At 71.2% G+C, this 24,060-nt stretch carries 19 protein-coding genes; 6 read left to right on the top strand and 13 right to left on the bottom strand.

Annotated features, from left to right (window positions below; translation table 11 throughout):
* Window positions 1-111: 111 nt before the first annotated feature.
* The 3 genes from IEX31_RS08755 to IEX31_RS08745 form a co-directional block, all read right to left on the bottom strand.
* Entirely contained in the window at window positions 112-828 is a 717-nt protein-coding gene (locus IEX31_RS08755; protein WP_188743048.1) for a hypothetical protein, read from the bottom strand.
* A 164-nt stretch (window positions 829-992) separates the two neighbouring features.
* The gene (gene mnmA, locus IEX31_RS08750) at window positions 993-2,099 is read right to left on the bottom strand and encodes a tRNA 2-thiouridine(34) synthase MnmA (protein ID WP_188743047.1); all 1,107 of its coding nucleotides are present in this window, start codon (window positions 2,097-2,099) and stop codon (window positions 993-995) included.
* 221 nt (window positions 2,100-2,320) lie between these two features.
* A complete protein-coding gene (locus IEX31_RS08745) occupies window positions 2,321-3,577 on the bottom strand; it encodes a cysteine desulfurase family protein (RefSeq protein ID WP_188743046.1) in 1,257 nt (418 codons plus the stop codon).
* Between the two features lie 93 nt (window positions 3,578-3,670).
* On the opposite strand from IEX31_RS08745, the gene glgX reads away from it, so the two are divergent.
* The gene (gene glgX, locus IEX31_RS08740) at window positions 3,671-5,737 is read left to right on the top strand and encodes a glycogen debranching protein GlgX (protein ID WP_188743045.1); all 2,067 of its coding nucleotides are present in this window, start codon (window positions 3,671-3,673) and stop codon (window positions 5,735-5,737) included.
* Entirely contained in the window at window positions 5,737-6,234 is a 498-nt protein-coding gene (ybaK, locus tag IEX31_RS08735; RefSeq protein ID WP_188743044.1) for a Cys-tRNA(Pro) deacylase, read from the top strand. Before glgX ends, ybaK begins: the two co-directional genes overlap by 1 nt.
* A gap of 75 nt (window positions 6,235-6,309) precedes the next feature.
* Here ybaK and glgP read toward each other — a convergent pair whose 3' ends face one another.
* Window positions 6,310-8,877, bottom strand: a complete 2,568-nt coding sequence (gene glgP, locus IEX31_RS08730; RefSeq protein WP_188743043.1) for an alpha-glucan family phosphorylase — start codon at window positions 8,875-8,877, stop codon at window positions 6,310-6,312.
* 379 nt (window positions 8,878-9,256) lie between these two features.
* On the opposite strand from glgP, the gene IEX31_RS08725 reads away from it, so the two are divergent.
* Window positions 9,257-11,278 (top strand): maltotransferase domain-containing protein, encoded by a 2,022-nt coding sequence (locus IEX31_RS08725; protein ID WP_229662209.1) that lies wholly within the window; start codon window positions 9,257-9,259, stop codon window positions 11,276-11,278.
* 43 nt (window positions 11,279-11,321) lie between these two features.
* Window positions 11,322-13,514: a 1,4-alpha-glucan branching protein GlgB gene (gene glgB, locus IEX31_RS08720; protein ID WP_188743106.1), complete on the top strand. Its 2,193-nt coding sequence runs from the start codon at window positions 11,322-11,324 to the stop codon at window positions 13,512-13,514.
* 30 nt (window positions 13,515-13,544) lie between these two features.
* On the opposite strand, the gene IEX31_RS18820 is transcribed toward glgB, so the two are convergent.
* Window positions 13,545-14,492 (bottom strand): tetratricopeptide repeat protein, encoded by a 948-nt coding sequence (locus IEX31_RS18820; protein WP_229662208.1) that lies wholly within the window; start codon window positions 14,490-14,492, stop codon window positions 13,545-13,547.
* Window positions 14,489-16,414, bottom strand: a complete 1,926-nt coding sequence (locus IEX31_RS18815; protein WP_229662207.1) for a DUF8094 domain-containing protein — start codon at window positions 16,412-16,414, stop codon at window positions 14,489-14,491. The genes IEX31_RS18820 and IEX31_RS18815 overlap by 4 nt, the downstream gene beginning before the upstream one ends.
* A 96-nt stretch (window positions 16,415-16,510) precedes the next feature.
* On the opposite strand from IEX31_RS18815, the gene IEX31_RS08710 reads away from it, so the two are divergent.
* Together IEX31_RS08710 and IEX31_RS08705 are read left to right on the top strand one after the other, a co-directional pair.
* On the top strand, window positions 16,511-18,166 hold the full coding sequence (locus tag IEX31_RS08710) for a DivIVA domain-containing protein (RefSeq protein WP_229662206.1): 1,656 nt from the start codon (window positions 16,511-16,513) through the stop codon (window positions 18,164-18,166).
* A gap of 22 nt (window positions 18,167-18,188) precedes the next feature.
* On the top strand, window positions 18,189-19,253 hold the full coding sequence (locus tag IEX31_RS08705; protein ID WP_188743042.1) for an AI-2E family transporter: 1,065 nt from the start codon (window positions 18,189-18,191) through the stop codon (window positions 19,251-19,253).
* An 18-nt stretch (window positions 19,254-19,271) separates the two neighbouring features.
* On the opposite strand, the gene IEX31_RS08700 is transcribed toward IEX31_RS08705, so the two are convergent.
* From IEX31_RS08700 to pyrH, 7 genes are all read right to left on the bottom strand, one after another.
* A complete protein-coding gene (locus IEX31_RS08700; protein WP_188743103.1) occupies window positions 19,272-19,997 on the bottom strand; it encodes an alpha/beta hydrolase in 726 nt (241 codons plus the stop codon).
* Between the two features lie 14 nt (window positions 19,998-20,011).
* Complete coding sequence (locus IEX31_RS08695; protein ID WP_188743041.1) at window positions 20,012-20,320, bottom strand: Rv1322 family protein; 309 nt, start codon at window positions 20,318-20,320, stop codon at window positions 20,012-20,014.
* A gap of 61 nt (window positions 20,321-20,381) precedes the next feature.
* On the bottom strand, window positions 20,382-21,041 hold the full coding sequence (locus IEX31_RS08690; protein WP_229662205.1) for an aggregation-promoting factor C-terminal-like domain-containing protein: 660 nt from the start codon (window positions 21,039-21,041) through the stop codon (window positions 20,382-20,384).
* Between the two features lie 47 nt (window positions 21,042-21,088).
* Entirely contained in the window at window positions 21,089-21,643 is a 555-nt protein-coding gene (locus tag IEX31_RS08685; protein WP_188743040.1) for a DivIVA domain-containing protein, read from the bottom strand.
* Between the two features lie 20 nt (window positions 21,644-21,663).
* Window positions 21,664-22,647 (bottom strand): phosphatidate cytidylyltransferase, encoded by a 984-nt coding sequence (locus IEX31_RS08680; protein ID WP_188743039.1) that lies wholly within the window; start codon window positions 22,645-22,647, stop codon window positions 21,664-21,666.
* Window positions 22,648-22,657: 10 nt separating this feature from the next.
* Complete coding sequence (frr, locus tag IEX31_RS08675; protein WP_188743038.1) at window positions 22,658-23,212, bottom strand: ribosome recycling factor; 555 nt, start codon at window positions 23,210-23,212, stop codon at window positions 22,658-22,660.
* Between the two features lie 33 nt (window positions 23,213-23,245).
* Window positions 23,246-23,977 (bottom strand): UMP kinase, encoded by a 732-nt coding sequence (gene pyrH, locus IEX31_RS08670; RefSeq protein WP_188743037.1) that lies wholly within the window; start codon window positions 23,975-23,977, stop codon window positions 23,246-23,248.
* Window positions 23,978-24,060: the final 83 nt, after the last annotated feature.

The following is a 24,060-nucleotide window of genomic DNA, read 5'->3' as shown; positions in this document are numbered from 1 at the left end:
ATGCCGGCGTCGCGGCAGGGGCCTTGACAGGCGCATGATTTCCGTACTCGCGACGTGCAGCCGACACTCGGCGCGTGTTCAGGATCCACGCGCCGGCCGCGGGGCCGCGCCCTACGCGTCGAGCGCGACGCGGTCCACCCTGCGGTGGTACCGCATGCCCGCCATGCCGCCGAGCATGGCGATGCCCAGGCTCGCGACGGCCACGACGACGACCGTGATGATCCCGGCGATCACGACGAAGTCCCCGGGAACCAGGAGGCGTCCGAAGCCGCCGACACGGTCGGTCACGTTGTCGAACAGGCGTCCACCGAGCAGGAAACCGGCGACGCCCGCGAGGATCGCGATGACGAGCGCCCACGCCCAGACCGCGAGCCCCTGCACGAAGCCGCTGAAGCGCGCCATGCGCCCCGCCACGTACCCGCCGCAGTAGAACGCGACGAGCACGATCGCGAGGCCCGCGCCCAGGACGATCCAGCCGACCAGCTCGGCATCGAATGAACCGACGCGCGCCGGCACTCGCGGAAGCAGCAGCGGGCCCAGTCCGAGCGCCGCCCCGGCGCCGGCGAGGAGCCCGCCGAGGATGGCTCCCACGGCCAGGGCGATGAGCAATCCGAAGAACGCGGAGCCGACCTTCACGCCGCCGAACGCCTCCCGTTGGCGTTCGACGATTTCATCGATCGTCAGCGGGCGGGCATCCACGGCCGGCGCCCATGCACCGGGTCGTTGGCCGACGGTCGACACGGGACTCGTCATCGGTCCCGTGTCGAGCTTGCGAAACGGCTCGGCGGGGTCTGCGGTCGGATCGGCGGGGTACAGCGGGTAGGACACTGGTATCTCCTCGTCACGTGCTCGGCGCCGGGGGTAGCGCCAGCCGCGAATCTACGCGAATCGGCTCGCGGCGGCGAGAGCCCGCACCGAAGCTGGGGAATACCCTCAGGTGATTCCGGCCACGAGTTCGACGGATGTCGCGGTCGCCCGGCGCGACACCACGCTCAGGCGTCGACGGGAACCGCGCTCACCGTGCGGTCGATGGTGCACTGGCCGAGCACGCGTGTGCCGACGTACACCACCGCGGTCTGCCCGGGTGCCACGCCGTCGAGCGGATGCTCCGGGGTGACCACGAGCTGGCCGCCGGCGACGACCGCCGTCGCGGGCACGGGGTCGGCGTGCGCCCGGATCTGCACCTCGCACGCGAACGGCGTCGCGGCATCCTCGGGCGGCTGCCCGGCCCACGTGTAGCGCGACCCGGCGATCTCGGCCGTCGCGAGCGCCACTTTCGGGCCGACGACGACCGTATTCTCCTTGGGGCGCACCTCGAGCACGAAGCGCGGCTTGCCGTCGGGGGCGGGCGTCCCGAGCCGCAGCCCGCGGCGCTGGCCGACCGTGTACGCGTGGGCGCCCTCGTGCGAGCCGACGACCTCGCCCGCGCGATCGACGATGTCGCCGTGCGCGGTGCCCACCTTCTCGGCGAGCCAGCCGCGCGTGTCGCCGTCGGGGATGAAGCAGATGTCGTGCGAGTCGGGCTTCTGCGCCACCGACAGGCGGCGTCGGGCGGCCTCCTCTCGCACGAGCTGCTTCGAGGGGGTGTCGCCGAGCGGGAAGTACGCGTGCGCGAGCTGCTCGGCGGTGAGCACGCCGAGCACGTACGACTGGTCCTTCGCCCACGCGCTCGCGCGGTGCAGTTCGCGGTTACCCGCGGCATCCGTCACGATCGTCGCGTAATGGCCCGTGCACACGGCGTCGAACCCGAGCGCGAGCGCCTTCTCGAGCAGCGCTGCGAACTTGATGCGCTCGTTGCAGCGCATGCACGGGTTCGGGGTGCGGCCCGCGGCGTACTCGGCGATGAAGTCGTCGACCACATCCGCCTTGAAGCGCTCGGAGAAGTCCCACACGTAATACGGGATGCCGAGCACGTTCGCGGCGCGCTGGGCGTCCATCGAATCCTCGATGGTGCAGCAGCCGCGACTGCCCGTGCGGAGCGTGCCGGGCATGCGGCTGAGCGCGAGGTGCACCCCGACCACGTCGTGCCCGGCGTCCACGGCGCGCGCGGCCGCGACGGCGCTGTCGACGCCGCCGCTCATCGCTGCCAGGACTCGCATCGTTCCAGTGTACGAAACCGATGCTGAGCGGATGCCGCGACCCGCGGATCAGCGGTCGAGGAGGCGCTCAGCGCCGTCTCGGACCAGCCGCCGCTCCCCCGTTCACGAGTCGCAGGAAGATCTCGCCGACACGCCGAGCGACACGCCGCCGCGGGCACAATTCCTCCGTCGACCCTGGAACCCGAGGCCTCGAGCGAGCGGATGCCTCGCGGCCGCGCGCGTCAGCGGTCGAACGAGGTCGCCCGGGCCGCGAGGCCGGCGCGAGCCGCCTGCTCGTACGCCCCCGGCAGGGCCGCGAGGAACGCGTCGACGTCGGCGTCGGTGGACTCGTGCCCGAGCGTGATGCGCAACGCGCCGCGCGCATCGGCCTCCGAGCGACCCATCGCCATGAGCACGTGCGACGGCTCGGGCACGCCCGCCCGGCAGGCCGACCCCGTCGACACGGCGACGCCCGCCATGTCGAGGAGGAACAGCAGCGAGTCGCCCTCGCAGCCGGGGAACGAGAAGTGCACGTTCCCGGGCAGCCGTCCGGCCGCGTCGGGGTCGCCCGACAGCACCGCCGAAGGCACCGCAGCGGAAACACGGGCGATGACCCGGTCGCGCAGCCGCGACATCCGCTCGGCATCGACGTCGAGCCCTTCGTGCACCGCGGATGCCGCCGCAGCGAACGCCGCGGCCGCCGCGACGTCCTGCGTGCCCGACCGCACCTTGCGCTGCTGCCCTCCGCCGTGGATGAGCGGCTCGATCGTCGCAGAGCGGTCGAGCACGAGGGCCCCGATGCCCACGGGTCCGCCGATCTTGTGCGCCGAAACGCTGAGGGCCACGAGACCGGCGCCGGCCGGGGCATCCGTCGCCCGCCGCAGGTCGTGGACGTCGATGGGCACCTGCCCGTACGCGGCGATCGCGTCGACGTGCAGGGGCACGCCGGCACGCGCGGCGAGGCGCGCGACCTCGGCAACGGGCTGGACGGTGCCGACCTCGTTGTTCGCCCAGATCATGGTCACGAGCGCCACGGATGCCGCGTCCCGCTCGAGTGCCGCAGCGAGCGCGTCGAGCCGCACCCGCCCCACCTGGTCGAGCGGCACCTCCTCGACGACCGCGCCCTCGTGCTCGGCCAGCCACTCGACGGAGTCGATCGTGGCGTGGTGCTCCCCCGCGGGGACGATGATGCGCGGGCGGGGCCGCGGACTCGCGAGCAGCCCAGCTGCCGGGCCCGCGCCCTGCCGGCTCCACCACAGCCCCTTGATCGCGAGGTTCACGGCCTCGGTGCCGCTGCCCGTGAACACGACCTCGATGCCGTCGGCGCCGAGGGTGGCGGCGACCCGCTCGCGCGACTCCTCGAGCAGGCGCTTGGCCGCCTGGCCCGCACTGTGGATCGACGACGGGTTCCCAACGACGCGCAGGGCGGCGGTGAGCGCCTCGATCGCCTCGCGACGCATGGAGGTCGTGGCGGCATGGTCGAGGTAGACCATGACCATGACGACACCTCCTCCCGGGAGCACCGAACACCCGGTGCGCGGCACGAGACACCGCGGCGCGGGCAGCGCCTCCACACAACTACTGTAGATCGCATGCCCGCGCCCGACCCCATGCACGACCTCGGCGTCCGCACGGGTCCCGACGGCGGCACCGTCCGGGTCTGGTCCGAGCATGCGAGCTCGATCGAACTCGAGGTGTTCGCCGACGGCGACCTCGACTGGGCGACGTCGCGCACACCGCTCGTGCGCGACGAGCACGGCGTGTGGGAAGCGGCATCCGCTGCTCTCGTGCCCGGTGCCCGCTACGGGCTGCGCGTCGACGGCCCCGCGGGGCTCGAGCACGCGTTCGACCCGGCGCACACATTGCTCGACCCGTACGCGCGGGGCCTCGCGCCGGCGGCCGACGGATCCTGGCGCTGTGTCGCACTCGAGTCGCTCGCCGAGGGCGGCTTCGACTGGTCGGGCACGGCGAAACCCCACGTGCCGCTCGACCACACCGTCGTGTACGAGGCACACGTGCGCGGTTTCTCGAGGCTCAACGAACGCATCCCCGAGCCGATCCGCGGCACCTACGCGGGGCTCGCCCACGACGCCTCGCTCGAGTACCTCACGGGGCTGGGCGTCACGACCGTCGAGCTCCTGCCCGTGCACGCGTTCGTCTCCGAGGAGCGACTCGTGCGGCAGGGCCGCCCGAACTACTGGGGCTACAACACGCTCGCGTTCTTCGCCGCGCACGCGCCGTATGCCACGGCTGCCGCGCAGGCCGAGGGCGCCCGCGCGGTGCGGCGCGAGTTCGCCGGCATGGTGCAGCGGCTGCACGGGGCCGGTCTCGAGGTGGTGCTCGATGTCGTCTACAACCACACCGCCGAGGAGGGACGCCAAGGACCGACATATTCCTTCCGCGGCATCGACAACGTCGCCTATTACCGGCACGACGCGCACGGCCGCTACGTCAACACGACGGGCTGCGGCAACACGCTCGACTTCGGCGGCGAGCCGGCCCGGCGCCTCGTGCTCGACTCGATGCGGTACTTCGCCGACGAGCTGCAGGTCGACGGGTTCCGGCTCGATCTCGCAGCGACGCTCGGCCGCGACGACCACGGTGGCTACACGCCCGAGCATCCGCTGCTGCAGGAGATGCTCGACGACCCCGTGATCGGCGACACGAAGCTCATCGCCGAGCCGTGGGACGTCGGCCCCGGCGGCTGGCAGACCGGCAACTTCCCGGCGGGGTTCAGCGAGTGGAACGACCGGTACCGCGATCGCATGCGCGACTTCTGGCTGGGCGACCTCCGTCGCGAGCGCGAGACGGGCACCGCGGGCAGCGGCATCGGCCGGTTCGCGACGCGCCTCGCGGGATCGTCGAACACCTTCTCGACCGAGCGCGGTCCGCTGGCGTCCGTCAACTTCGTCACCGCGCACGACGGCTTCACGCTCGCCGACCTCACCGCGTACGACGTGAAGCACAACCTCGGCAACGGCGAGGCCAACCGCGATGGCACCGACAACAACAACTCGTACAACCACGGCATCGAGGGCGACACGGACGACGCGAGCATCCTCTCGGCGCGCCGGCGGAGCATCCGGAACCTGCTCGGCACGCTGCTGCTCTCGGCGGGCGTGCCGATGCTCACGGCCGGCGACGAGTACGGGCGCAGCCAGCGCGGCAACAACAACGCGTACTGCCACGACTCCGAGCTGACCTGGCTCGCGTGGGGCGACGCCGAACGCGACGCGGGACTCCTCGCGACCACGAGGCGGTTGTTGCGCCTGCGGGCGGAGAACCCGGCGATCCGGCCGGTGCGGTTCGGGCGGTTCGGCGAGACGACCCCGAGCGCGTCCCAGATGGACTGGTTCAACGCCGAGGGCGCCACCATGACCATCGACGACTGGCACTCCCCCGAGCAGCGCACGCTGCAGTACCTCGCCGCGTCGACGCCCGAGTTCGAGGCGTTCAACCGCATCCTCCTCGTGGTGCACGCGCACGAGACCCCGACCGATGCGGTGCTGCCCGCGCACGAGGGCGTGACCGCCTACACACGGCTGTGGGACTCCGCGGGCGACGAGGCCGTCGACGTCGGCGCAGACCACGTGCCGGGCGAGCGCATCGCGGTGGCGCCGCTGTCGATGGTGCTGTTCCGCGCGCACGGTGAGCGATGATGGCCAAGCGAGCGGATGCCTCGGCCGGCACGCCCGCGACGGTCGCGCTCGCCAGGGCGGGCATCGCGTTCACGGTGCACGCCTACGAGCACGACCCGCGCGCCGCGGCATACGGGCTGGAGGCCGCTGAGAAACTCGGCCTCGACCCCGATCGGGTGTTCAAGACCCTGCTCGCCAGCGTCGACGGCACGCTCGCGGTGGGCATCGTGCCGGTCGCGATGCAGCTCGACCTCAAGGCGCTCGCGCAGGCCCTCGGCGGCAAGCGCGCCGAGATGGCCGACCCGGTGGTGGCCGAGCGCAAGACGGGCTACGTCGTGGGCGGCATCAGCCCCATCGGTCAGAAGACGGCGCTGCCGACCGTGCTCGACGAGTCGGCGATCCTCTGCGAGACGATCTACGTGTCGGGCGGCCGGCGCGGCCTCGACCTCGAGCTCGCGCCCGACGACCTCATCGCCGTCACCGCGGGCCGCTACGCGCCGATCGCCCGCGCGCGCTGACCCGCGGCGCGCCGCGCGCGCTGACCCGCGGCGCGCGGCGCGCCAGCGCTGTCTCGAAACCCGCCCACGCCAAGCTCAGCCCGCGACCGCCACCAATCCGAACTCGGCGGCCGAGAGCATGAGCGGATGCCGCGGCACCACGCGCACCGTGTACCCGAACGCGCCCGCCCGGTCGAGCACGACCGTGCCGGTGTACAGGCGCGGACCCGACGTGTCGGCCGCGGCATCCGGAACCGCCGGCTGCAGTGCGACGCGCCGGGCGCCTTCGATGGACTCGTCGACGCGACTGCGGCCGTAGACCACCTCCACCGTGACGTCGTCGGGCGCGAGACCGTCGAGCTCGACGTACGCGCGCAGGCGCAGCTCGTCGCCGACGTGCGGCGACTCGACGCCACCCGACTCGACGTGCGTCACGTGCACGCCGGGCCACGCCTTGCGCACGCGGCCGCCGAATGCGGCGAGCTCGCGGGCACCTCGGTCGCCGTCGGCCTCGACGCGGCCCGCCTGCTCGGCCGCGGGCCGGTAGAGCCGTTCGACGTACTGGCGCACCATCCGGTCGGCGCCGAGCTCGGGGACGAGCGTCGCGAGCGTCCGCCGCACCCGGCGCACCCACTCCACGGGCACGCCGTCGCCGTCGCGCTCGTAGTACCGAGTCGCGACGCGGTGCTCGAGCAGGTCGTAGAGGGCGGCCGCCTCGAGGGCGTCGCGCTCACCGGCGTCGCCCGCGGCATCCGCCGACGGAATGATCCAGCCGTAGTCGTCGCCCGCGTACTCGGCCCACCAGCCGTCGAGGATCGACAGGTTCAGGGCGCCGTTCATGGCTGCCTTCATGCCCGAAGTGCCGCACGCCTCGAGCGGGCGCAGCGGGTTGTTCAACCACACGTCGCAGCCCGGGTAGAGCAGTTCGGCCATGCCCATGTCGTAGTCGGGCAGGAACACGATGCGCTCACGCAGCTCGGGCTGCTGCGCGAACTGCACGAGCTGCTGAATGAGGCGCTTGCCCTCGTCGTCGGCCGGATGCGCCTTGCCGGCGATCACGAACTGCACGGGCCGATCGGGGTTCGTGAGGATCGTCTTCAGGCGATCCGGGTCCTGCAGCATGAGCGTCAGCCGCTTGTACGTCGGCACGCGGCGCGCGAAGCCCACCGTGAGCGTGTCGGGGTCGAGCACCCGCGCCACCCACTGCGGCGGCTGGGTGCCCCCGTGCTGCTCCGACCACGCCGCGGACAGCCGGCGCCGCGCCTCCTCGACGAGCTGCAGCCGCATGCGCCGTTTGACCGTCCAGAACTCGCCGTCGGAGAGCGCGCCGCTCTGCCAGTCGGCGTGTTCGGAGTCGCCGGTGCCGAGCGTGGCCTCGGCGAGGCCGAGCAGGGCGGGGTCGGTCCAAGTGGGCGCGTGCACGCCGTTGGTGATCGACGTGATCGGCACGTCGTCGGCGTCGAAACCGGGCCAGAGGTCGCCGAACATGCGTCGGCTGACCTCACCGTGCAGCTTCGAGACGCCGTTGGCGTGCTGGGCGAGGCGCAGCCCCATGACGGCCATGTTGAAGGCGCTCGTTGCGGGATCGGCAGCAGGCTCGACGCCGAGCGCCATGGCGTCGGCGGGCTCCACGCCGGGCAGCAGCGAGCTCGTGAGGTACCGCTCGACGAGTCCGTGGTCGAAGCGGTCGATGCCGGCGGCCACCGGCGTGTGGGTCGTGAACACCGTGCCGGCGCGCACGACCTGCAGCGCCTGGGCGAACGAGAGCCCCTCGGCGATGTGCGTGGCGATGCGCTCGAGCCCCAGGAAACCGGCGTGGCCCTCGTTCATGTGGAACACGTCGGGCGCCGGCAGGTTCGCGAGCTCGGTGAAGGCGCGCACGGCACGGGCGCCGCCGATGCCGAGCAGCAGCTCCTGCAGCAGCCGGTGCTCGCCCCCGCCGCCGTAGAGCCGGTCGGTGACCGAGCGCAGCTCGTCGGTGTTCGCCGGGATGTCGGTGTCGAGCATGAGCAGCGGGATGCGGCCGACATCCGCCTTCCACACCCTTGCGTGGAGCGACCCGTCGTCTGGCAGGGCGAGGGTGATCTGCACGGGCGCGCCGTCGGGGCGGCGCAGCACCGACAGCGGCAGCCCATCAGGGTCGAGCACCGGGTAGCGCTCCTGCTGCCACCCGTCCGGCGAGATCGACTGCGAGAAGTACCCGGCCTTGTAGAACAGCCCCACGCCGACGAGCGGAACACCGAGGTCGGATGCCGCCTTCAGGTGGTCGCCCGCGAGGATGCCGAGCCCGCCCGAATACTGCGGCAGTGCCGCCGTGATGCCGAACTCGGGCGAGAAGTAGGCGACGAGCCGAGGGGCATCCGCGCCGAGGGACTGGAACCAGCGTGGCTCTGCGAGGTATTCCCGCAGGCCCGCCCGCTCGCGCTCGGCCCACTCGACGTAGGCGCCGTCGGCAGCGAGCGCCTCGAGGCGCGCCGGATCGACCTCGCCGAGGAAGGCCACCGGGTCGCGGCGGGAGCTGCGCCACAGCTCGGGATCGATGTGCTCGAACAGGCGCTTCGTCGGCTCGTGCCACGACCAGCGCAGGTTTCCCGCGAGCTCTTCGAGGGCCGAGAGCGCACCCGGAACGACGGCACGAACGGTGAACTTGCGGATGGGCTTCACGGGTTTCACCCTAAGGCGGACTCGTGACGAACGTGTGAACGTCGGGTTCCGGATGCCGCGACGCCGGCTTCGGGGCATCCGCCCCTGCCGGCTCCGGGCCGGCGGCGGCCTCGCGGCGCTCGGTGTCGGTGCGGCATCCCGTCGCGACGGGCGCCCCGCTGGATCCGCGCGGGCCTGACCCGCGGCACGCGGGCTTGATCCGAGCATCCTCTGGCCGTGAGCCGCCGGCGTCGTGCTGTCTCGTGCGGGGAATGAGGGTTCTCGGCCGATCGAGGCTCGTCCGGCGCCGAATCGTCCTCAGTCGACGGTATCTCCTCAGATCGCAGAGGGGTGCCGGGCGCTCCGCACGGAAGCGACCGATCCGCGCTACGGTCGGAGCGTGACGACCAATGCAGTGCTGGCCGGCCGGATCCCGGTGACCCGGGTCACCCCCGCCCTCCCCGACGGTCGATGGAGACCCAAGGCCTATGAGGGCGAGGTCGTGCCCTTTCGCGCCACGGTCTTCCGCGAGGGGCACGACATGGTGGGCGCCATGCTGGTGCTCACGAGCCCGTCGGGCAGCGCCATCAGCGAGCGGATGTCTCCGCTGGCGGCCGGCACCGACCGCTGGGAGGCCAAGGCACTCCTCGACGAGCAGGGCGTCTGGCGCTGGCACGTCACGGGCTTCGACGATGAGGTGGCCACGTGGCGTCACGACGCCGCGCTCAAGATCGACGCGGGCGTCGACGTCGAGCTGATGTTCGAGATCGGCGCGCGGCTCCTCGAGCGGGCCGCGGCCGAGACATCCCGCACCCGCGCCGTGCGGGAGCAGCTCACGACGCTCGCTGGCGCCCTCCGCGATGACGGGGCATCCATCACCGACCGCCGCGCCCTCATCGACGACTCCAGCTTCGACGAGTTCGGCCCGCGCCCGCTCATGCGGCTCGCGACCGACTCCCCCGAGCACGAGATCCTCGTCGAGCGGCGCCGGGCGGGCGTCGGTTCCTGGTACGAGTTCTTCCCGCGATCCGAGGGAGCACGGCGGTTCAAGGACGGCCGCTGGCGCAGCGGCTCGTTCCGCACGGCCGCCCGGCGACTCGACGGCGTCGCCGCCATGGGCTTCGACGTCGTATACCTGCCGCCCATCCACCCGATCGGCGTCACGAACCGCAAGGGGCGCAACAACACCTCCGACCCCGGCCCCCAGGATCCCGGTTCGCCGTGGGCCATCGGCGGGCCGATGCGCGACGGCACCCCCGGCGGCCACGACGCGGTGCATCCCGACCTCGGCTCGCTCGCCGACTTCCGTGCCTTCGTGCGGCACGCCGCCGGCCTCGGCATCGAGATCGCGCTCGACCTCGCGCTGCAGGCCTCGCCCGATCACCCGTGGGTTACGGAACATCCGGAATGGTTCACGCAACTGCCCGACGGCACCATCCGCTACGCCGAGAACCCGCCGAAGAAGTACCAGGACATCTACCCGATCAACTTCGACGAGGACTTCGAGGGCCTCGTCGTCGAGGTCACGCGCATCGTGCGGCACTGGATGAAGCAGGGTGTGCGCATCTTCCGAGTCGACAACCCGCACACCAAGCCGCTCGCGTTCTGGGAGCGGCTCATCGGCGACATCAACGCCACCGACCCCGACATCGTCTTCCTCGCCGAGGCGTTCACGCGGCCGGCGATGATGCGCGCCCTCGCGATGGTGGGCTTCCAGCAGTCGTATTCGTACTTCACGTGGCGCAACACCAAGGCCGAGCTCGAGGAGTTCCTCACGAGCGTCTCGCAGGAGACGGCCGACTTCATGCGGCCGAACCTGTTCGTGAACACGCCCGACATCCTCAGCGAGTACCTGCAGTTCGGCGGTCCCGCCGCGTTCACGGTGCGCGCGACCATCGCGGCGACCGCGGCGCCGACCTGGGGCGTGTACTCGGGGTTCGAGCTCTTCGAATCGGTCGCGCGGCCGGGCGCAGAGGAGGCCATCGACAACGAGAAGTACGAGTACAAGCCGCGCGACTTCGCCGCGGCCGAGCGCGAGGGCCGCTCGCTCGCGCTCTACCTCGGCATCCTGAACCGCATCCGCACCGATCACCCGGCCCTCGGGCAGTTGCGCAACCTCAGCATCCACGCGAGCGAAGACGACGCCGTGCTCGTCTACTCTAAGCACCTCGAGGGGCGCTTCACCGCCAGCGGCGTGGACGACACCATCATCGTCGTCGCCAACGTCGACCCCCACTCCGTCAGGGAGACCACCGTGCACCTCGACCTCGCCGCCATCGGCCTCGAACCGGGCGCCCGCTTCGAGGTCGCCGACCTCGTGACCGGCGACCGCTGGACCTGGGGCGCCGCCAACTACGTGCGCCTCGACGCGTTCACGCAGCCCGCGCACGTGCTGAACGTCGTGCGAGGCGCAGATGCCTGACCGGAAGCCGCGTGAGCGGAAGCCTGACCGGGGGCCGCAGCGGATGCCCCGCACCGGCCCGCAGGTGCACGGCGACGTGCTCGCGGCCGTCGCCGGGGGCCGGCACTCCGACCCGCACTCCGTGCTGGGCCAGCACGGGTTCGACGTGGCCGGCACGCCGGGCGCGCACACCGTGATCCGCGCCCGCCGACCGCTCGCCGACGCCGTCGAGGCGCTCCTCGACGACGGCCGCATCGTGCCGCTAGGCCACATCGGGTACGGCGTCTGGGCGGGCGCGGGCGACTTCGGGCCGACGGGCTACCGGGTGCGCGCGCGCTACGGCGACGACGAGTGGACGAGCGACGACCCCTACCGATTCGCCCCCACGATCGGCGACCTCGACCTGCACCTCATCGGCGAGGGCCGGCACGAGGAGCTCTGGCACGTGCTCGGCGCCCACCACCGTGAGCACTGGGGCGCGGGCGGCGGCGTGCGCGGCACGGGCTTCACCGTGTGGGCACCGCACGCTCGCGCGGCGCGCGTCGTCGGCGAGTTCAATCGCTGGGACGGCGCCGGGCACGCCATGCGCAGCATGGGCGGCACGGGCGTGTGGGAGCTGTTCGTGCCCGACCTGCCGCCCGGCACGATCTACAAGTTCGAACTCCTCACGGGCTCGGGCGACTGGGTCATGAAGGCCGACCCCATGGCCCGCCAGGCCGAGGTCGCACCGGCCACCGCCTCGGTCGTGAGCACCAGTTCGCACGCTTGGGGCGACGACGAGTGGATGTCGCGGCGGGCGCACGCGAACGCGCACGAGCTGCCGATGAGCATCTACGAGCTCCACCTCGGATCGTGGCGGCCCGGCAGGGGCTACCGCGACATCGCCGACGAACTCATCGAGTACCTCGACTGGCTGGGCTACACGCACGTGGAGTTCATGCCGCTGGCGGAGCATCCGTTCGGCGGCTCGTGGGGCTACCAGGTGACCGGCTACTTCGCCGTGACCAGCCGCTTCGGCAGCCCCGACGACCTGAAACACCTCATCGACCGGCTGCACCGGGCCGGCATCGGCGTGATCATGGACTGGGTGCCCGGCCACTTCCCGAAGGACGACTGGGCGCTCGCGCGCTTCGACGGCGAGCCCCTCTACGAGCATCCCGACCCGCGGCGCGGCGAGCAGAAGGGCTGGGGCACGCTCGTCTTCGACTACGGCAACCCGCGCGTGCGCAACTTCCTCGTCGCGAACGCGCTGTTCTGGCTCGAGGAGATGCACGTCGACGGCCTGCGCGTCGACGCCGTGGCATCGATGCTCTACCTCGACTACTCGCGCGAGGACGGCGAGTGGCTGCCGAACATCCACGGCGGTCGCGAGCACCTCGAGGCGATCGGATTCCTGCAGGAGGCCACCGCGACGGCCTACAAGCGCAACCCCGGCATCGTCATGATCGCCGAGGAGTCGACGAGCTGGCCCGGCGTGACCGCACCGACGAGCTCGGGCGGGCTCGGCTTCGGCTTCAAGTGGAACATGGGCTGGATGCACGACACGCTGCAGTACATCCAGAAGGACCCGATGTACCGCTCGCACCACCACCACGACCTGACGTTCTCGTTCCTGTACGCGTTCAGCGAGCACTTCGTGCTGCCCATCAGCCACGACGAGGTCGTGCACGGCAAGGGGTCGCTGCTGCGCAAGATGCCGGGCGACCACTGGCAGCAACTCGCGAACACCCGCGCCTACCTCGCGTACATGTGGGCACATCCCGGCAAACAACTGCTGTTCATGGGGCAGGAGTTCGGGCAGCTCAGCGAGTGGAGCGAGGAGCGCGGGCTCGACTGGTGGATCCTCGACCAGCCCAGCCACCGGCAGCTCGCAGAGTTCGTGGGCGCACTGAACCGCACCTACCGGTCGATCACGGCGCTCTGGCAGCTCGACGACGACGCCGCGGGCTTCGAATGGGTCGAGGGCGGCGCCGCGGCCGAGAACGTCGTCGCGTTCCTGCGGTACGACCGCGAACGGCGGCCGCTCCTCTGCGTCGTGAATTTCGCGGGTCGCCCGCACGACGGCTTCCGGCTCGGGCTCCCGTCGGCCGGGCGTTGGCGCGAGGTGCTGAACTCGGACGCCGTGGAGTTCGGCGGTTCGGGCGTCGGCAACCTCGGCGGGATCGACGCGACGGATGCCCCGTGGGCGGGCCGCCCCGCGTCGGGCACGTTCACCCTGCCGCCGCTCGCGGCCGTGTGGTTCACGCCCGGAGGCTGAGGGGCGGCATCCCTCGCCCTTCGATACCGATCAGTACAGCAGGTTCGTGAGCCGGCGACGGGCGGCGCCGACCCGCGCGTCCTCGGGGCCGGCCACCTCGAAGAACTCGACGAGGCGCTCGCGCACGCGCTTCCTGCCGTCGGTGTCGAGCTTCGGGAACAGCGTGAGGAGCCGGTCGAACGCGTCGTCCACGTGACCGCCCGAGAGGTCGAGGTCGGCCACGTCGAGCTGCGCGTCGAGGTCCTCGGGGGCGGATGCCACGGCACTCCGGATCTCGTCGAGCGTCTTGCCCTGCAGGCGCGCGAGCAGGTTGACCTGGGCGAGGCCCGCCACCGCGAGCGCGTCGCGCGGGTCCTGCGCGATCGCCGTGCGGTACGCGGATGCCGCTGCCTCGTAGTCGCCGCGGTCGATCGCGTCGTACGCCTCCTGGTGGAGTGGCGGCAGCGGCGGCTCTGCGCGTTCGGCCGAGTCCACCTCGGCGCCGCCCTCGGCAGCGCCCGACTCGACGCGACCGGACACGCCGTGCTGGGCGCCGAGTTCGAGCAGCTCGTCGAACACCTGCTCGATCACCTCGTCGGGCTGGATACCGGCGAACAACGGCACGGGCTGGCCGGCCACCACGGCGACCACCGTGGGGATGCCCTGGGCCTGGAAGGCCTGCACGAGTTGCGGGCTGCGATCGGCGTCGGCAGCGGCGAGCACGATACGCCCCTCACGTTCACGCACGAGCCGCTCGAGCGTGGCGACGAGCTGCGTCGACTGCTCGCTCCACGACGCCCACAGCACGACGACAACCGGAACGCTGCGCGAGAGCTCGAGCGCGGAGCCGAACGCCGCATCATCCGTCTCGAACACGACGGCGTCGCCGTTCCCCGGACGCTGCGCCGGTTGTGCCTGCTGGGGCTGCTGCTGTCGCTGCACGAGCGCGGAGAGGTCGACGGCTCCGCGCAGGCCACTCGGCGGTGTGGGATCGGTCACGGTACCTCCGATGCTGCGATCAGGTTCTCGGACCAGCCGAGAAGTCGGATCTTCTCCTCCGAGCCGACGCTCGGCACGTAGAACAGCAGTTGCACGCCGATGACGCGCTGCACGCCCTTCGCGCTCTTCTCGGTGAAGCCCGAGAGGGCGGCGCCCGGGGCGCCCTCCTGGAAGCCGATCGTACCGCCGTCGTTCGGCGTGACGTTCTCGGTCTGCTCGATCGAGACGGTCACGAGGGCACCAGAGTCGTTCGTCGCGAGCGCCACGGTGGGCGTGTCGCCGACCGCGTTCGAGAACGCGATGTCGGCCGTCTCGGGGAGGTCGGCGTCGGCCGCCTGCTGACCGGCGACGCCCAGCTGCTGCTGCAGCATGTCGCCCTCGGTCTCGAAGAGGGGGTAGGACTCGGATGCCTCGCCCTTCAGCAGCACGTCGGCGTACGCCGCGGCGACCTGGCCGGGCGGAAGCACGAGGCCCTTGAACTCGGGCGAGATGAGCGGTGCTCCGATGGATGCAGGCGCCACCTCGGGCACGTCGGCGTCGGGCGCGAGCGACATCGCGTAGACGATCTTGTAGTTGTCGCGCGGCGTGGCCTGCTGGAGCACGAGCGCCGTCGGCGCGATCGTCGGGTCGGAGTTCTGTGCGATGGTGAGCACGGTGCGTCCGCTCGTCGGCCATCCGGCGACCTGCTGCGGCAGGGTCAGCGTGAGCGGCGAGGCCGGCACGGCCACGGGCGCGGCATGGTCCGGCAGCGCGCCACGGATCGTGTAGTTGGCAAGTCGTGCCTCAAGGGCGGGACCCGTGAACCGCTGTTCGACGGCCGACGCGTCGCGGGCCCCGTCGACCTCGGTCGTGAAGACCGCGACCCGGCGCATGATGCGCTCCATCTGCTGCACGGTGACGGCGGGCTCCATGACCGCTTCCTCGTCTTCGGCTGGCGCGTCCGTCGGCGCGGGTGTCGACGTCGTCGCCGGGGCGGTCGACGCGGGCGCCTGATCGAAGCTCGGCCAGTAGTCGGGGGAACAGGCCGTCAGCGCGATGGCCGGCACGGCGATCAACGGCACGATGGCGATACGCCTCGCCCGGCCGATGGCGCGACGGTTCCCGCCCGTCACCTGGCTGCGCCGGATCGACGGCGGCTTGGGTGCGCTGGGGAGCTTGCCACGCCGACCGCCCGGCAGGTTGCGGCGCGGGCCGCGTGAGCGGCGGTGGTGCATGAAGCCAGCGATGAGCAGGGCGGTGCCGACCAGGAACACGAGGGCACCGCCGGCGATGAGCGGGCCGGCCATCGGCGTGGAGTTGTCGAGCGGCCACGAGACGGTGAGATCGGTCGGCGCCGGCGCCGCGCCGTCGCTCGCGAGCAGTACCGAGATGCCATCGGGCACGTCGATCGTGGTCGTCAGGGATCGCTCGTCGGTGAACTCGTCGAGCCAGAGATCCGATCCGGCCGGGGATGCGGCCGGGTCGGGCGCGGCCTCCGCCTCGGGGGTCGCGGGCGGCGTGGTCGGCGTGGTCGGCGTCGCGGTGGCGGTCGTGCCGTCGTCGTCCACGGCCGCGGTCGTCACGACCTCACTCGCGAATTCCTCCGCCTCGGCGTCGTAGCGCACGGCCACGTACGGCTCGTCGCCGAGCCAGGCCTCGACGTCGGAGGCGCGGCCGTAGGCCATGAACACCGTCTCGGAGCCCGACACCGTCAGCGTCTGCTTGCCGGAATGCGCGCCGAGCGCATCGGGCTCGACGACGACGTAGGCCGCCTGCCCCTCGAGTTCGCTGGAGAGCGTCACCCGATCGGGGTCGAGGTAGACGGTGCGCTGGGCGATGCCGAACCCGATCATCACGGCCGCGGCCACGAAGGCCACGATGGCGAGAGCAAAGCGCACGAACAAACCTCCGGTGCCGCCGATGGCGGCTTCGAACAAAGACATTCCACACTACCGGCGGTGTCTGGGAGTCTCCTAACCACAGCCTGTGGGCAGCGTGCACGCGCGGCCCTCCGTGCCCGTACAATCGACACATCCCGCATGAGCCCCCACGAACGCGGGACCGAGCCCGGAGGAAGAATGGCCGTCGAAGAGACCGAGTTCACGCAGGTGTTCCGCGGATACGACAAGGACGAGGTCGACAAGAGCATCAATGGGCTCCGACGCGACATCATCAACGCGAACAACCAGCTCGCCGAGCAGGCGAAGGAGACCAAGCGCCTCCATGCCCGCATCGAGGAGCTGACGGCTGAACTCGAGGAGGTCGGGAGCCCCACGTTCTCCGGCCTCGGCACCAAGCTCGAGAACACCCTCCGCGTCGCCGAGGAGCAGTCGACCCGCCTCATCGCGCAGGCGGACATCGACGCCGAGAAGCTCCGCCGCGCCGCCGAGGACGAGGCGCACCTCATGCGCTCCGACGCGCACGAGGTCGCCGAGCGGTCGCTCAGCGAGGCCCGCGCCCAGGCGAACCGCGTGCTCGAGAACGCCCGTGCCGAAGCCGACGACATGGTCTCCCGCGCGCACGAGGCGAGCGAGCAGCTCCGCCAGGAGGCCGCCCGCGACGCCGCCGCGATCCGCGGCGCAGTGGCGACCGAGTCGGCCGAACTGCGGTCGAGCGCGAAGCGCGAGGCGGCGGCCACCGTCGCGTCGGCCGAGCGCAAGGCCTCGGAGATCCTGGTCGCGGCGAACACCGAGGCCAATGACGCCCGCGCCACGGCAGCCGGACTCGCACAGGAGACCGAGCAGACGCGAGCCGAGGTCGCCATCGAGCTCGACCGGGCGCGCGCCGAGCTCGCCAAGGAGACCGAGCAGGCCCGCATCGACCTGGCCCGTGAGACCGAGCAGGCGCGTCTCGACCTGGAGCGGGAGACCACCGAGGCCCGCGCCGGCATCGACGCCGAGATCGCCGAGCGCCGCGCGGCCCTCGTGCACGAGCTCGAGCAGGCCCGCACCGATCTCGACCACCAGCTCGAGGCCAGCCGTGCGGAACTCGCGCAGCAGAAGGAGCAGGCCAAGGTCGACCGCGACCGCGAGGCGGAGGCCGCGCGCCTCAAGCTGCAGCACGAGCTGGAGCGCATCCGCGCCAAGCACGCCGCCGACCTCGACCAGATGCGCGCCGACCTCGCGCTCGAGCAGGAGCAGGCCCGCGCCGACTTCGAAGCGGAGGCCGAGCAGGCCCGCATCGACCTCGACAACCAGCTGACCTCCATGCGCAAGAAGACCACGCACGAGGTCAACCGCATGCGACGCGAGATCGAGAAGGCCCACCTCGACCTCGAGGCCGAGCTCACCCGCAAGCGCGACGAGGCCGAGCAGGAGTTGCTCACGGCGCACCAGGAGGCCGCCGCGCAGACGCAGAAGTTCCTCGACGACGCCAACGCCGAGCTGGCCGAGGCCGTGGCCCACACGGCCGGGAGCCGCGCCGAGGCCGAGCGACTCGAGACGAAGGTGCGCAGCGAGATCGCAGCGGTTCGCGACCGCGCCGACGAAGAGGCGCGCGAACGCATCTCGGCCGCGCACGACCAGGCGCGCAAGCTCATCGCCGACGCCGAGGAGCGCACCCGTGCCCTCGTCGCCGACGCGGAGGACCGCCTGTCGCAGATCAAGATCGAGCGCGATGCGGTCGCTGGGTACTTCGAGAGCCTGCGCGGCGTGCTGACGCAGGCCGAGCAGGTGGCCGCCGAGTCCCGCCGCTAGTCCGGGCGACGCGCGTCAGTCGATGAAGATCCAGAACGCGTTCCGAATCGGTCTCGTCGGAACGCTCGGGGTCGGCGTCGGCCTGCTCATCCTCTCGGCCATCGCGACCCTGTCGACGATCATCGCGTACGTCGGCGCGGCGCTCTTCCTGGCCCTCGGCCTCGACCCGGCGATCAGCTGGCTCGAGCGCCGAGGGCTTCCGCGCTGGGCGGCGATCGTCATCGTCATGACGGGGGTCGGCCTCCTGGTCGCCGCACTCGTGCTCGCGGTCGTGCCCATCATCGTCGACCAGGTGAGCCAGCTCGTCGACGAGATCCCGGCCATCTTCGAGCGCGTGAGCAGCTTCGACTGGGTCGAGTCCCTCGAGGAGCAGTTCCCGCAGCTCGCGATCAGCGACCTGCAGCAGCAGGTCTCGGCGGCGATCACCGACTTCTTCACCAATCCCGAGAAGCTGAGCGAGCTCGCCGGCGGCGTGCTGCAGGTGGCGATCGCCGTCGGCGCAGGAGTCTTCGCTATCGTGATCGTGCTCATCCTGACGCTCTACTTCACGGCTTCCCTCAACAGCATGAAGCGCGCGAGCTACCAGTTGGTGCCCGCCTCGAAGCGTGCACGATTCGCCGACCTGACCGAGCAGATCACCCAGTCGGTCGGCCGTTACGTGCTCGGCCAGGTGTCGCTCGCCGCCGTCAACGGCATCCTGAGCTTCGTCTTCCTCTCGATCATCGGGGCGCCGTTCCCGGCGGTCCTCGCGTTCATTGCGTTCCTCTTCTCGCTCGTTCCGCTCGTCGGCACGCTCTCAGGCTCGATCCTGATCGTGCTGGTGTGCCTCATCCCGGGCCTCGGCTCGTCGCTCACGGCGCTCGCGGCCGCGATCTACTACCTCGTCTACATGCAGGTCGAGGCGTACGTGTTGAGCCCGCGGATCATGACGCGTGCGGTCAAGGTTCCCGGGGCGCTCGTCGTGGTCGCGGCCCTCGCGGGCGGTTCGCTCCTCGGCATCCTCGGCGCGCTCATCGCCATCCCGTTCGCGGCGTCGATGCTGCTCATCATCAAGCAGGTCGTGATCCCGCGTCAGAACGAGCTCTGACCCTGTTCGACGAGGAAATCAGTCCGTGGCGGATGCCGCGGGCCAGGTTGTCGGCAGCGGCAGCGCCGCCGGATTCACGGCCGCGACGATCTCCTCGAGCACCCGACGGGTCTGCGCCTCGCCGACCCACAGGTGCTTGCCGCCGGCCACGTCGATGCGGCGCACGCGCGGCAGCACCGCGAACCGCTCCGCTGCGGCGTCGGGCCTCAGGTAGTCGTCGTGCTCGGGGATGAGGGCGACGATGGGCGCCGACGACGCGTTCCAGCGCCTGAGCTCCTCCTCGCTCGTGCGGTGCAGCGGCGGCGACAGGAGCACGGCTCCGGCGATGCCGTGGTCGAGCCCGTACTTGAGCGCGAGCTCGGTGCCGAACGACCAGCCCACCAGCCACGGGTTCGGCAGGCCGCGCTCGGCGACGAACGCCATCGCGGCCGCGACATCCGCTCGCTCCTCGATGCCCTCGCCGAACGATCCCTCGCTGGTGCCGCGCGGCGAGGTGGTGCCGCGGGTGTTGAACCGCAGCACCGCGAGGTCCGCCAACGCAGGCAGTCGGGCGGCCGCCTTCCGCAGGATGTGGGAGTCCATGAATCCACCGGCGGTCGGCAGCGGATGCAACGTCACGAGCGTCGCGACGGGCGGCCGGTCGACCGGGGTGGCCAGCTCTCCCACGAGCGTGAGCCCGTCGGCGGTGCGCAGCTCGATCTCCTCGCGGATCGCCGGCAACTCGACGCCGGCCCTGATCTCGATGTGGTTCTCGTGGGTCACTGGGTGACGATCCTCCAGCAGTGGATGTGCCAATGGCGGCGTGCGGCGAGGTCGGCGGCGTCGCCGAGCACGCCGTCGGCGCGCCAGACCACGAGGTGGGCGACGCCCGGCGCCACCTCGAGTCCGCAGCCGGGGCAGAGGTACGGCTTCACGGCCTGCAGTTCGGAGACCGGCTGGACGTTCCATTCGCGTCCGCCCCGGACCTCGATGCGCCGCCAGCTCGCCGTCATGCGCTCGATGTCGAGCTCAGGATGCGGCTCACGCGCACGGGCCGCACGTCCCCGGGATCGGTTCGAGCGCGCCATGGTTCCAGTCTAGGGTCGCCCGTGGGCGCCCGTTCACGGGCACGGATGACCCGACAGGAATTCAGTACCAGCCGGCGTCCTGCGAGTGCGCCCAGGCGCCGCAGGGGGTGCCGTAACGGCCCTGGATGTAGCCGAGGCCCCATTCGATCTGGGTGGCGGCGTTCGTCTCCCAGTCGGCGCCGGCGGTCGCCATCTTGGAGCCCGGAAGCGCCTGCGGGATGCCGTAGGCGCCGCTCGACGGGTTGTAGGCGTTCACGCGCCAGCCCGATTCCTTGCCCCAGAGCGCGACGAGGCAGTCGAACTCCGTCGAGGGCCAACCGCGCGCGGCCACGGCACCTGCCGCGTAGGCCTGCGCCGACCCGGGGTCGGGCGTGATGGCAGGCGGCGCCCACCCGCTGGCCGACGTCGAGGCGGGCGCGAGCCTGACCTCGGGCTTCTTCTCGACGACGTAGCCTTCGCGGGCGACGCCGATGGTGTAGTCGCCATCGACGTCGTACGCCTGCACCTCTGCGCCGCCGAACCGATCGCCGTCGCGTGCGAAGTCGGGCGAGGCGGTCGCGCCCGAGAAGGGGTCGACGACGTTCACGAGGAGGAAGCTGACCGAGGCGGCGAATGCGAACACCACGACCGCCGCCTGCTTGACCGGACCGCGCGTGCGGGTGCTCGTCGTATGCGGGCGCACGGCGACGGCCGCCTCATCCGATCCCATATGCCTGCCCACGATTCGTCGAGTGTATCCGAGCCGCCGCGGCCCCGTCGAACCGACACTCACCGCACTGCGAGCATGACATCGACGACGGCGTCGAGCACGAGATCGACCTGGGATTCGCGGTAGCCGCCGCGTTGCGTCGTGAACACCACGGTGCGCACGTCGTCGATCGAGATGGGCCATCCGTCGCGGAAATAGCGGGTGAGCTTGTCGGCGAACCGGTCGACCTCGCGCACGCGGTAGCCGAGGGCGAGGGGGCTGACCCGATCGAAGCGCTCGCCCTCGGGACGGGCGAGCCGGTTCGTGATCACCTGGGCGGTCGTGCGGGCCTCGGCGAGCCACGCCTCCGTGCCGTGCAGCCGGGCGGCCACCTGGCGTTCCTCGGCGGCGAACGCGTCCTCGAGCCGTTCGAGCGCGGCATCCACGTGCGCGGTCGAGTACCCGCGCTTCTGCATCGCGAAGGCGGCGAGCCGGATGCGCTCCGCGCTCAGCGGCGGATCGCCGGGTCGGGCCGTGCCGTCATAGGCACGACGTGCGACCTGCAGGAACTCCTCGACCTGTTCGATGTTGTACCCGAGGTGAGGCTTGCGTGCGCGGGGGAAGGTGGAATCCACCGCACCATTATCCCGAACGCTCAACCGAAGATCCGGAACGCCACGAACGCGACGGCCGCAGACGGCAGGATCGAGTCCAGCCGGTCGAGGAATCCGCCGTGGCCCGGCAGCCACGAGCTCATGTCCTTGATGCCGATGTCGCGCTTGACGAGCGACTCGGCGAGGTCGCCGAGCGTCGCCGTGAGGAAGATGGCGGCGCCGAAGATCAGGCCGAACCACCATGTGTTGCCGAGCATGAGCGTGGAGAGCAGCACGCCCGCGACGAGACTCGCCGCCGCTCCCCCGGCGAAGCCCTCCCACGTCTTCTTCGGGCTGATCACGGGCGCCATCGGGTGCCTGCCGAACATCAGACCCGTCGCGTACGCGCCGGTGTCCGCCGCCACGGCGATGACGATGAACGCCAAAGTCCACCACTGCCCGCCCTCGGCCGCCGTGAGCACGACGGCGAACGTGGCGAGGAACGTGACGTAACCCTGCACGAACGCGCCGGCGATGAGGTCCCGCACGAGGCTCGCGCCTGTGCGGCGCAGGCTCGGCACGACCTGCTCGGCCAGCCGCCACAGGCTCACCACCACGATGCCGACGATCACGGCGACGAACTGCCCGCCCGCACTACCGTAGTAGGCGGCCGGCACCGCGGCGACCGCGACCGCGACGGTCGGGATGCGGGGCACGCGGTAGTCGTCCTTGCGCAGCGCCTGCGCGAGCTCGTAGCTCGCGAACCCCGCGAGCACCACCGCGAAGAGCATGAACAGCTCTTTGATGACGAGCAGGCTCAGCAGCAGTGCGCCGCCGAACACGAGGCCGATGATGATCGCGAGGATCAGGTTGCGACCGGTGCGCGCCTGGATCTTCTCCTGTGCCTCGTCGAACTGCGCCTTCGAGGCCTCGAACTGCCGCTCGAGATCGGCCTTGCGCGCATGCACCTGCGCGCGGAAGTCCTCACGCGCGGTTCGGTCATGCCCCCCGGCGTCCGACTGATCCTCCCTTGGGACGCCCGACATCGTGTGCCCCTCAGACCTCGAGGAGTTCGGCTTCCTTGCGCTTCAGCGCGTCGTCGATCGCGTCGACGTTCGTCTTCGTGATGTGCTCGAGCTCCTTCTCGGCGCGCGACACCTCGTCGTCGCCGACCTCGCCCTTGAGCGCGTCGAGGTCGTCCTTCGCCTTGCGACGGATGTTGCGCACCGACACCTTGGCGTCCTCCGCCTTCGAGCGCACGATCTTCACATACTCCTTGCGGCGTTCCTCGGTGAGCTCGGGAAGCGTCACACGGATGATGTTGCCGTCGTTGGAGGGGTTGGCGCCGAGGTTGGGCGTGTCGCGGATGGCCTGCTCGATGTCCCGCGTGGCGCTCTTGTCGTAGGGCGTCACCACGAGCGTACGGGCCTCGGGGTTCTGCAGCGAGGCGAGCTGCGACAGCGGCGTGGGCGTGCCGTAGTAGCTGACCATGATCTTCTGGAAGAGCTGGGGGTTCGCGCGTCCCGTGCGCACCGTCGCGAAGTCGTCCTTGGCGACTTCGACGGCCTTGTGCATGCGTGCAGTGGCATCGGACAGTACATCCGCGATCACGGGAGCTCCTTCTGGTTCGCTACTCGGGACAGTCTATCGAGTGGACGCGGGCACGCCGTTGCTCACGACGGTGCCGAGGTCGGCGCCGAGGATGGCGGCCGTGACGTTGCCTCTCGGCTCCACGCCGAAGACCTGCATGGGCATGCCGTTGTCCATGCAGAGGCTGAACGCCGTGGAGTCGACCACCTTGAGGCCGCGTTGCAGCGCCTCCTGGTAACTGATCCGGTCGATCTTGTGCGCGTCGGGGTTGGTGTGCGGGTCGTCGGAGTACACGCCGTCGACCCCGTTCTTCGCGACGAGCACGACGTCGGCGCCGATCTCCAGCGCACGCTGTGCGGCGACCGTGTCGGTCGAGAAGTACGGAAGTCCGGCGCCGGCGCCGAAGATGACGACCCGGCCCTTCTCGAGGTGGCGCTCCGCGCGGCGGGGGATGTACGGCTCGGCGACCTGGGTCATCGAGATCGCCGACTGCACGCGCGTCTCGGCGCCCGCCTGCTCCAGGAAGTCCTGCAGTGCGAGCGAGTTCATCACGGTGCCGAGCATGCCCATGTAGTCGGCACGTCCGCGGTCCATGCCGCGCTGCGAGAGCTCGGCGCCCCGGAAGAAGTTGCCGCCGCCGACGACGATCGCGACCTCGACGGTGCGCGCGGCGTCCGCGATCTCCCTGGCCAGCGCGGCCACGACGTCGGGATTGACGCCGAGTGCCCCACCGCCGAACGCCTCGCCCGACAGCTTCAGCATGACCCTTCGCCTGCGTTCCGTCATCCTCGACCCCGTTCCTTCATGCCCGTGTCAAAACTAGTGGAAGAAGCGCGCCGCGCACGGATAAGGGAGCCCGGATCGCCTGC

Source organism: Agromyces bauzanensis, from assembly GCF_014645655.1.
In the GTDB taxonomy this organism is placed as follows: Bacteria; Actinomycetota; Actinomycetes; order Actinomycetales; family Microbacteriaceae; genus Agromyces; species Agromyces bauzanensis.
This window is presented reverse-complemented; position numbering and strand designations above follow the sequence as displayed.

Excerpts from the sequence above, each read along its gene's own strand:
- mnmA (WP_188743047.1), bottom strand. The coding sequence starts at position 2,099 with ATGCGAGTCCTGGCAGCGATGAGCGGCGGCGTCGACAGCGCCGTCGCG.
- IEX31_RS08745 (WP_188743046.1), bottom strand. The coding sequence starts at position 3,577 with ATGGTCATGGTCTACCTCGACCATGCCGCCACGACCTCCATGCGTCGC.
- glgX (WP_188743045.1), top strand. The coding sequence starts at position 3,671 with ATGCCCGCGCCCGACCCCATGCACGACCTCGGCGTCCGCACGGGTCCC.
- ybaK (WP_188743044.1), top strand. The coding sequence starts at position 5,737 with ATGGCCAAGCGAGCGGATGCCTCGGCCGGCACGCCCGCGACGGTCGCG.
- glgB (WP_188743106.1), top strand. The coding sequence starts at position 11,322 with ATGCCCCGCACCGGCCCGCAGGTGCACGGCGACGTGCTCGCGGCCGTC.
- IEX31_RS18815 (WP_229662207.1), bottom strand. The coding sequence starts at position 16,414 with ATGTCTTTGTTCGAAGCCGCCATCGGCGGCACCGGAGGTTTGTTCGTG.
- IEX31_RS08710 (WP_229662206.1), top strand. The coding sequence starts at position 16,511 with ATGAGCCCCCACGAACGCGGGACCGAGCCCGGAGGAAGAATGGCCGTC.
- IEX31_RS08705 (WP_188743042.1), top strand. The coding sequence starts at position 18,189 with ATGAAGATCCAGAACGCGTTCCGAATCGGTCTCGTCGGAACGCTCGGG.
- IEX31_RS08695 (WP_188743041.1), bottom strand. The coding sequence starts at position 20,320 with ATGGCGCGCTCGAACCGATCCCGGGGACGTGCGGCCCGTGCGCGTGAG.
- IEX31_RS08680 (WP_188743039.1), bottom strand. The coding sequence starts at position 22,647 with ATGTCGGGCGTCCCAAGGGAGGATCAGTCGGACGCCGGGGGGCATGAC.
- pyrH (WP_188743037.1), bottom strand. The coding sequence starts at position 23,977 with ATGACGGAACGCAGGCGAAGGGTCATGCTGAAGCTGTCGGGCGAGGCG.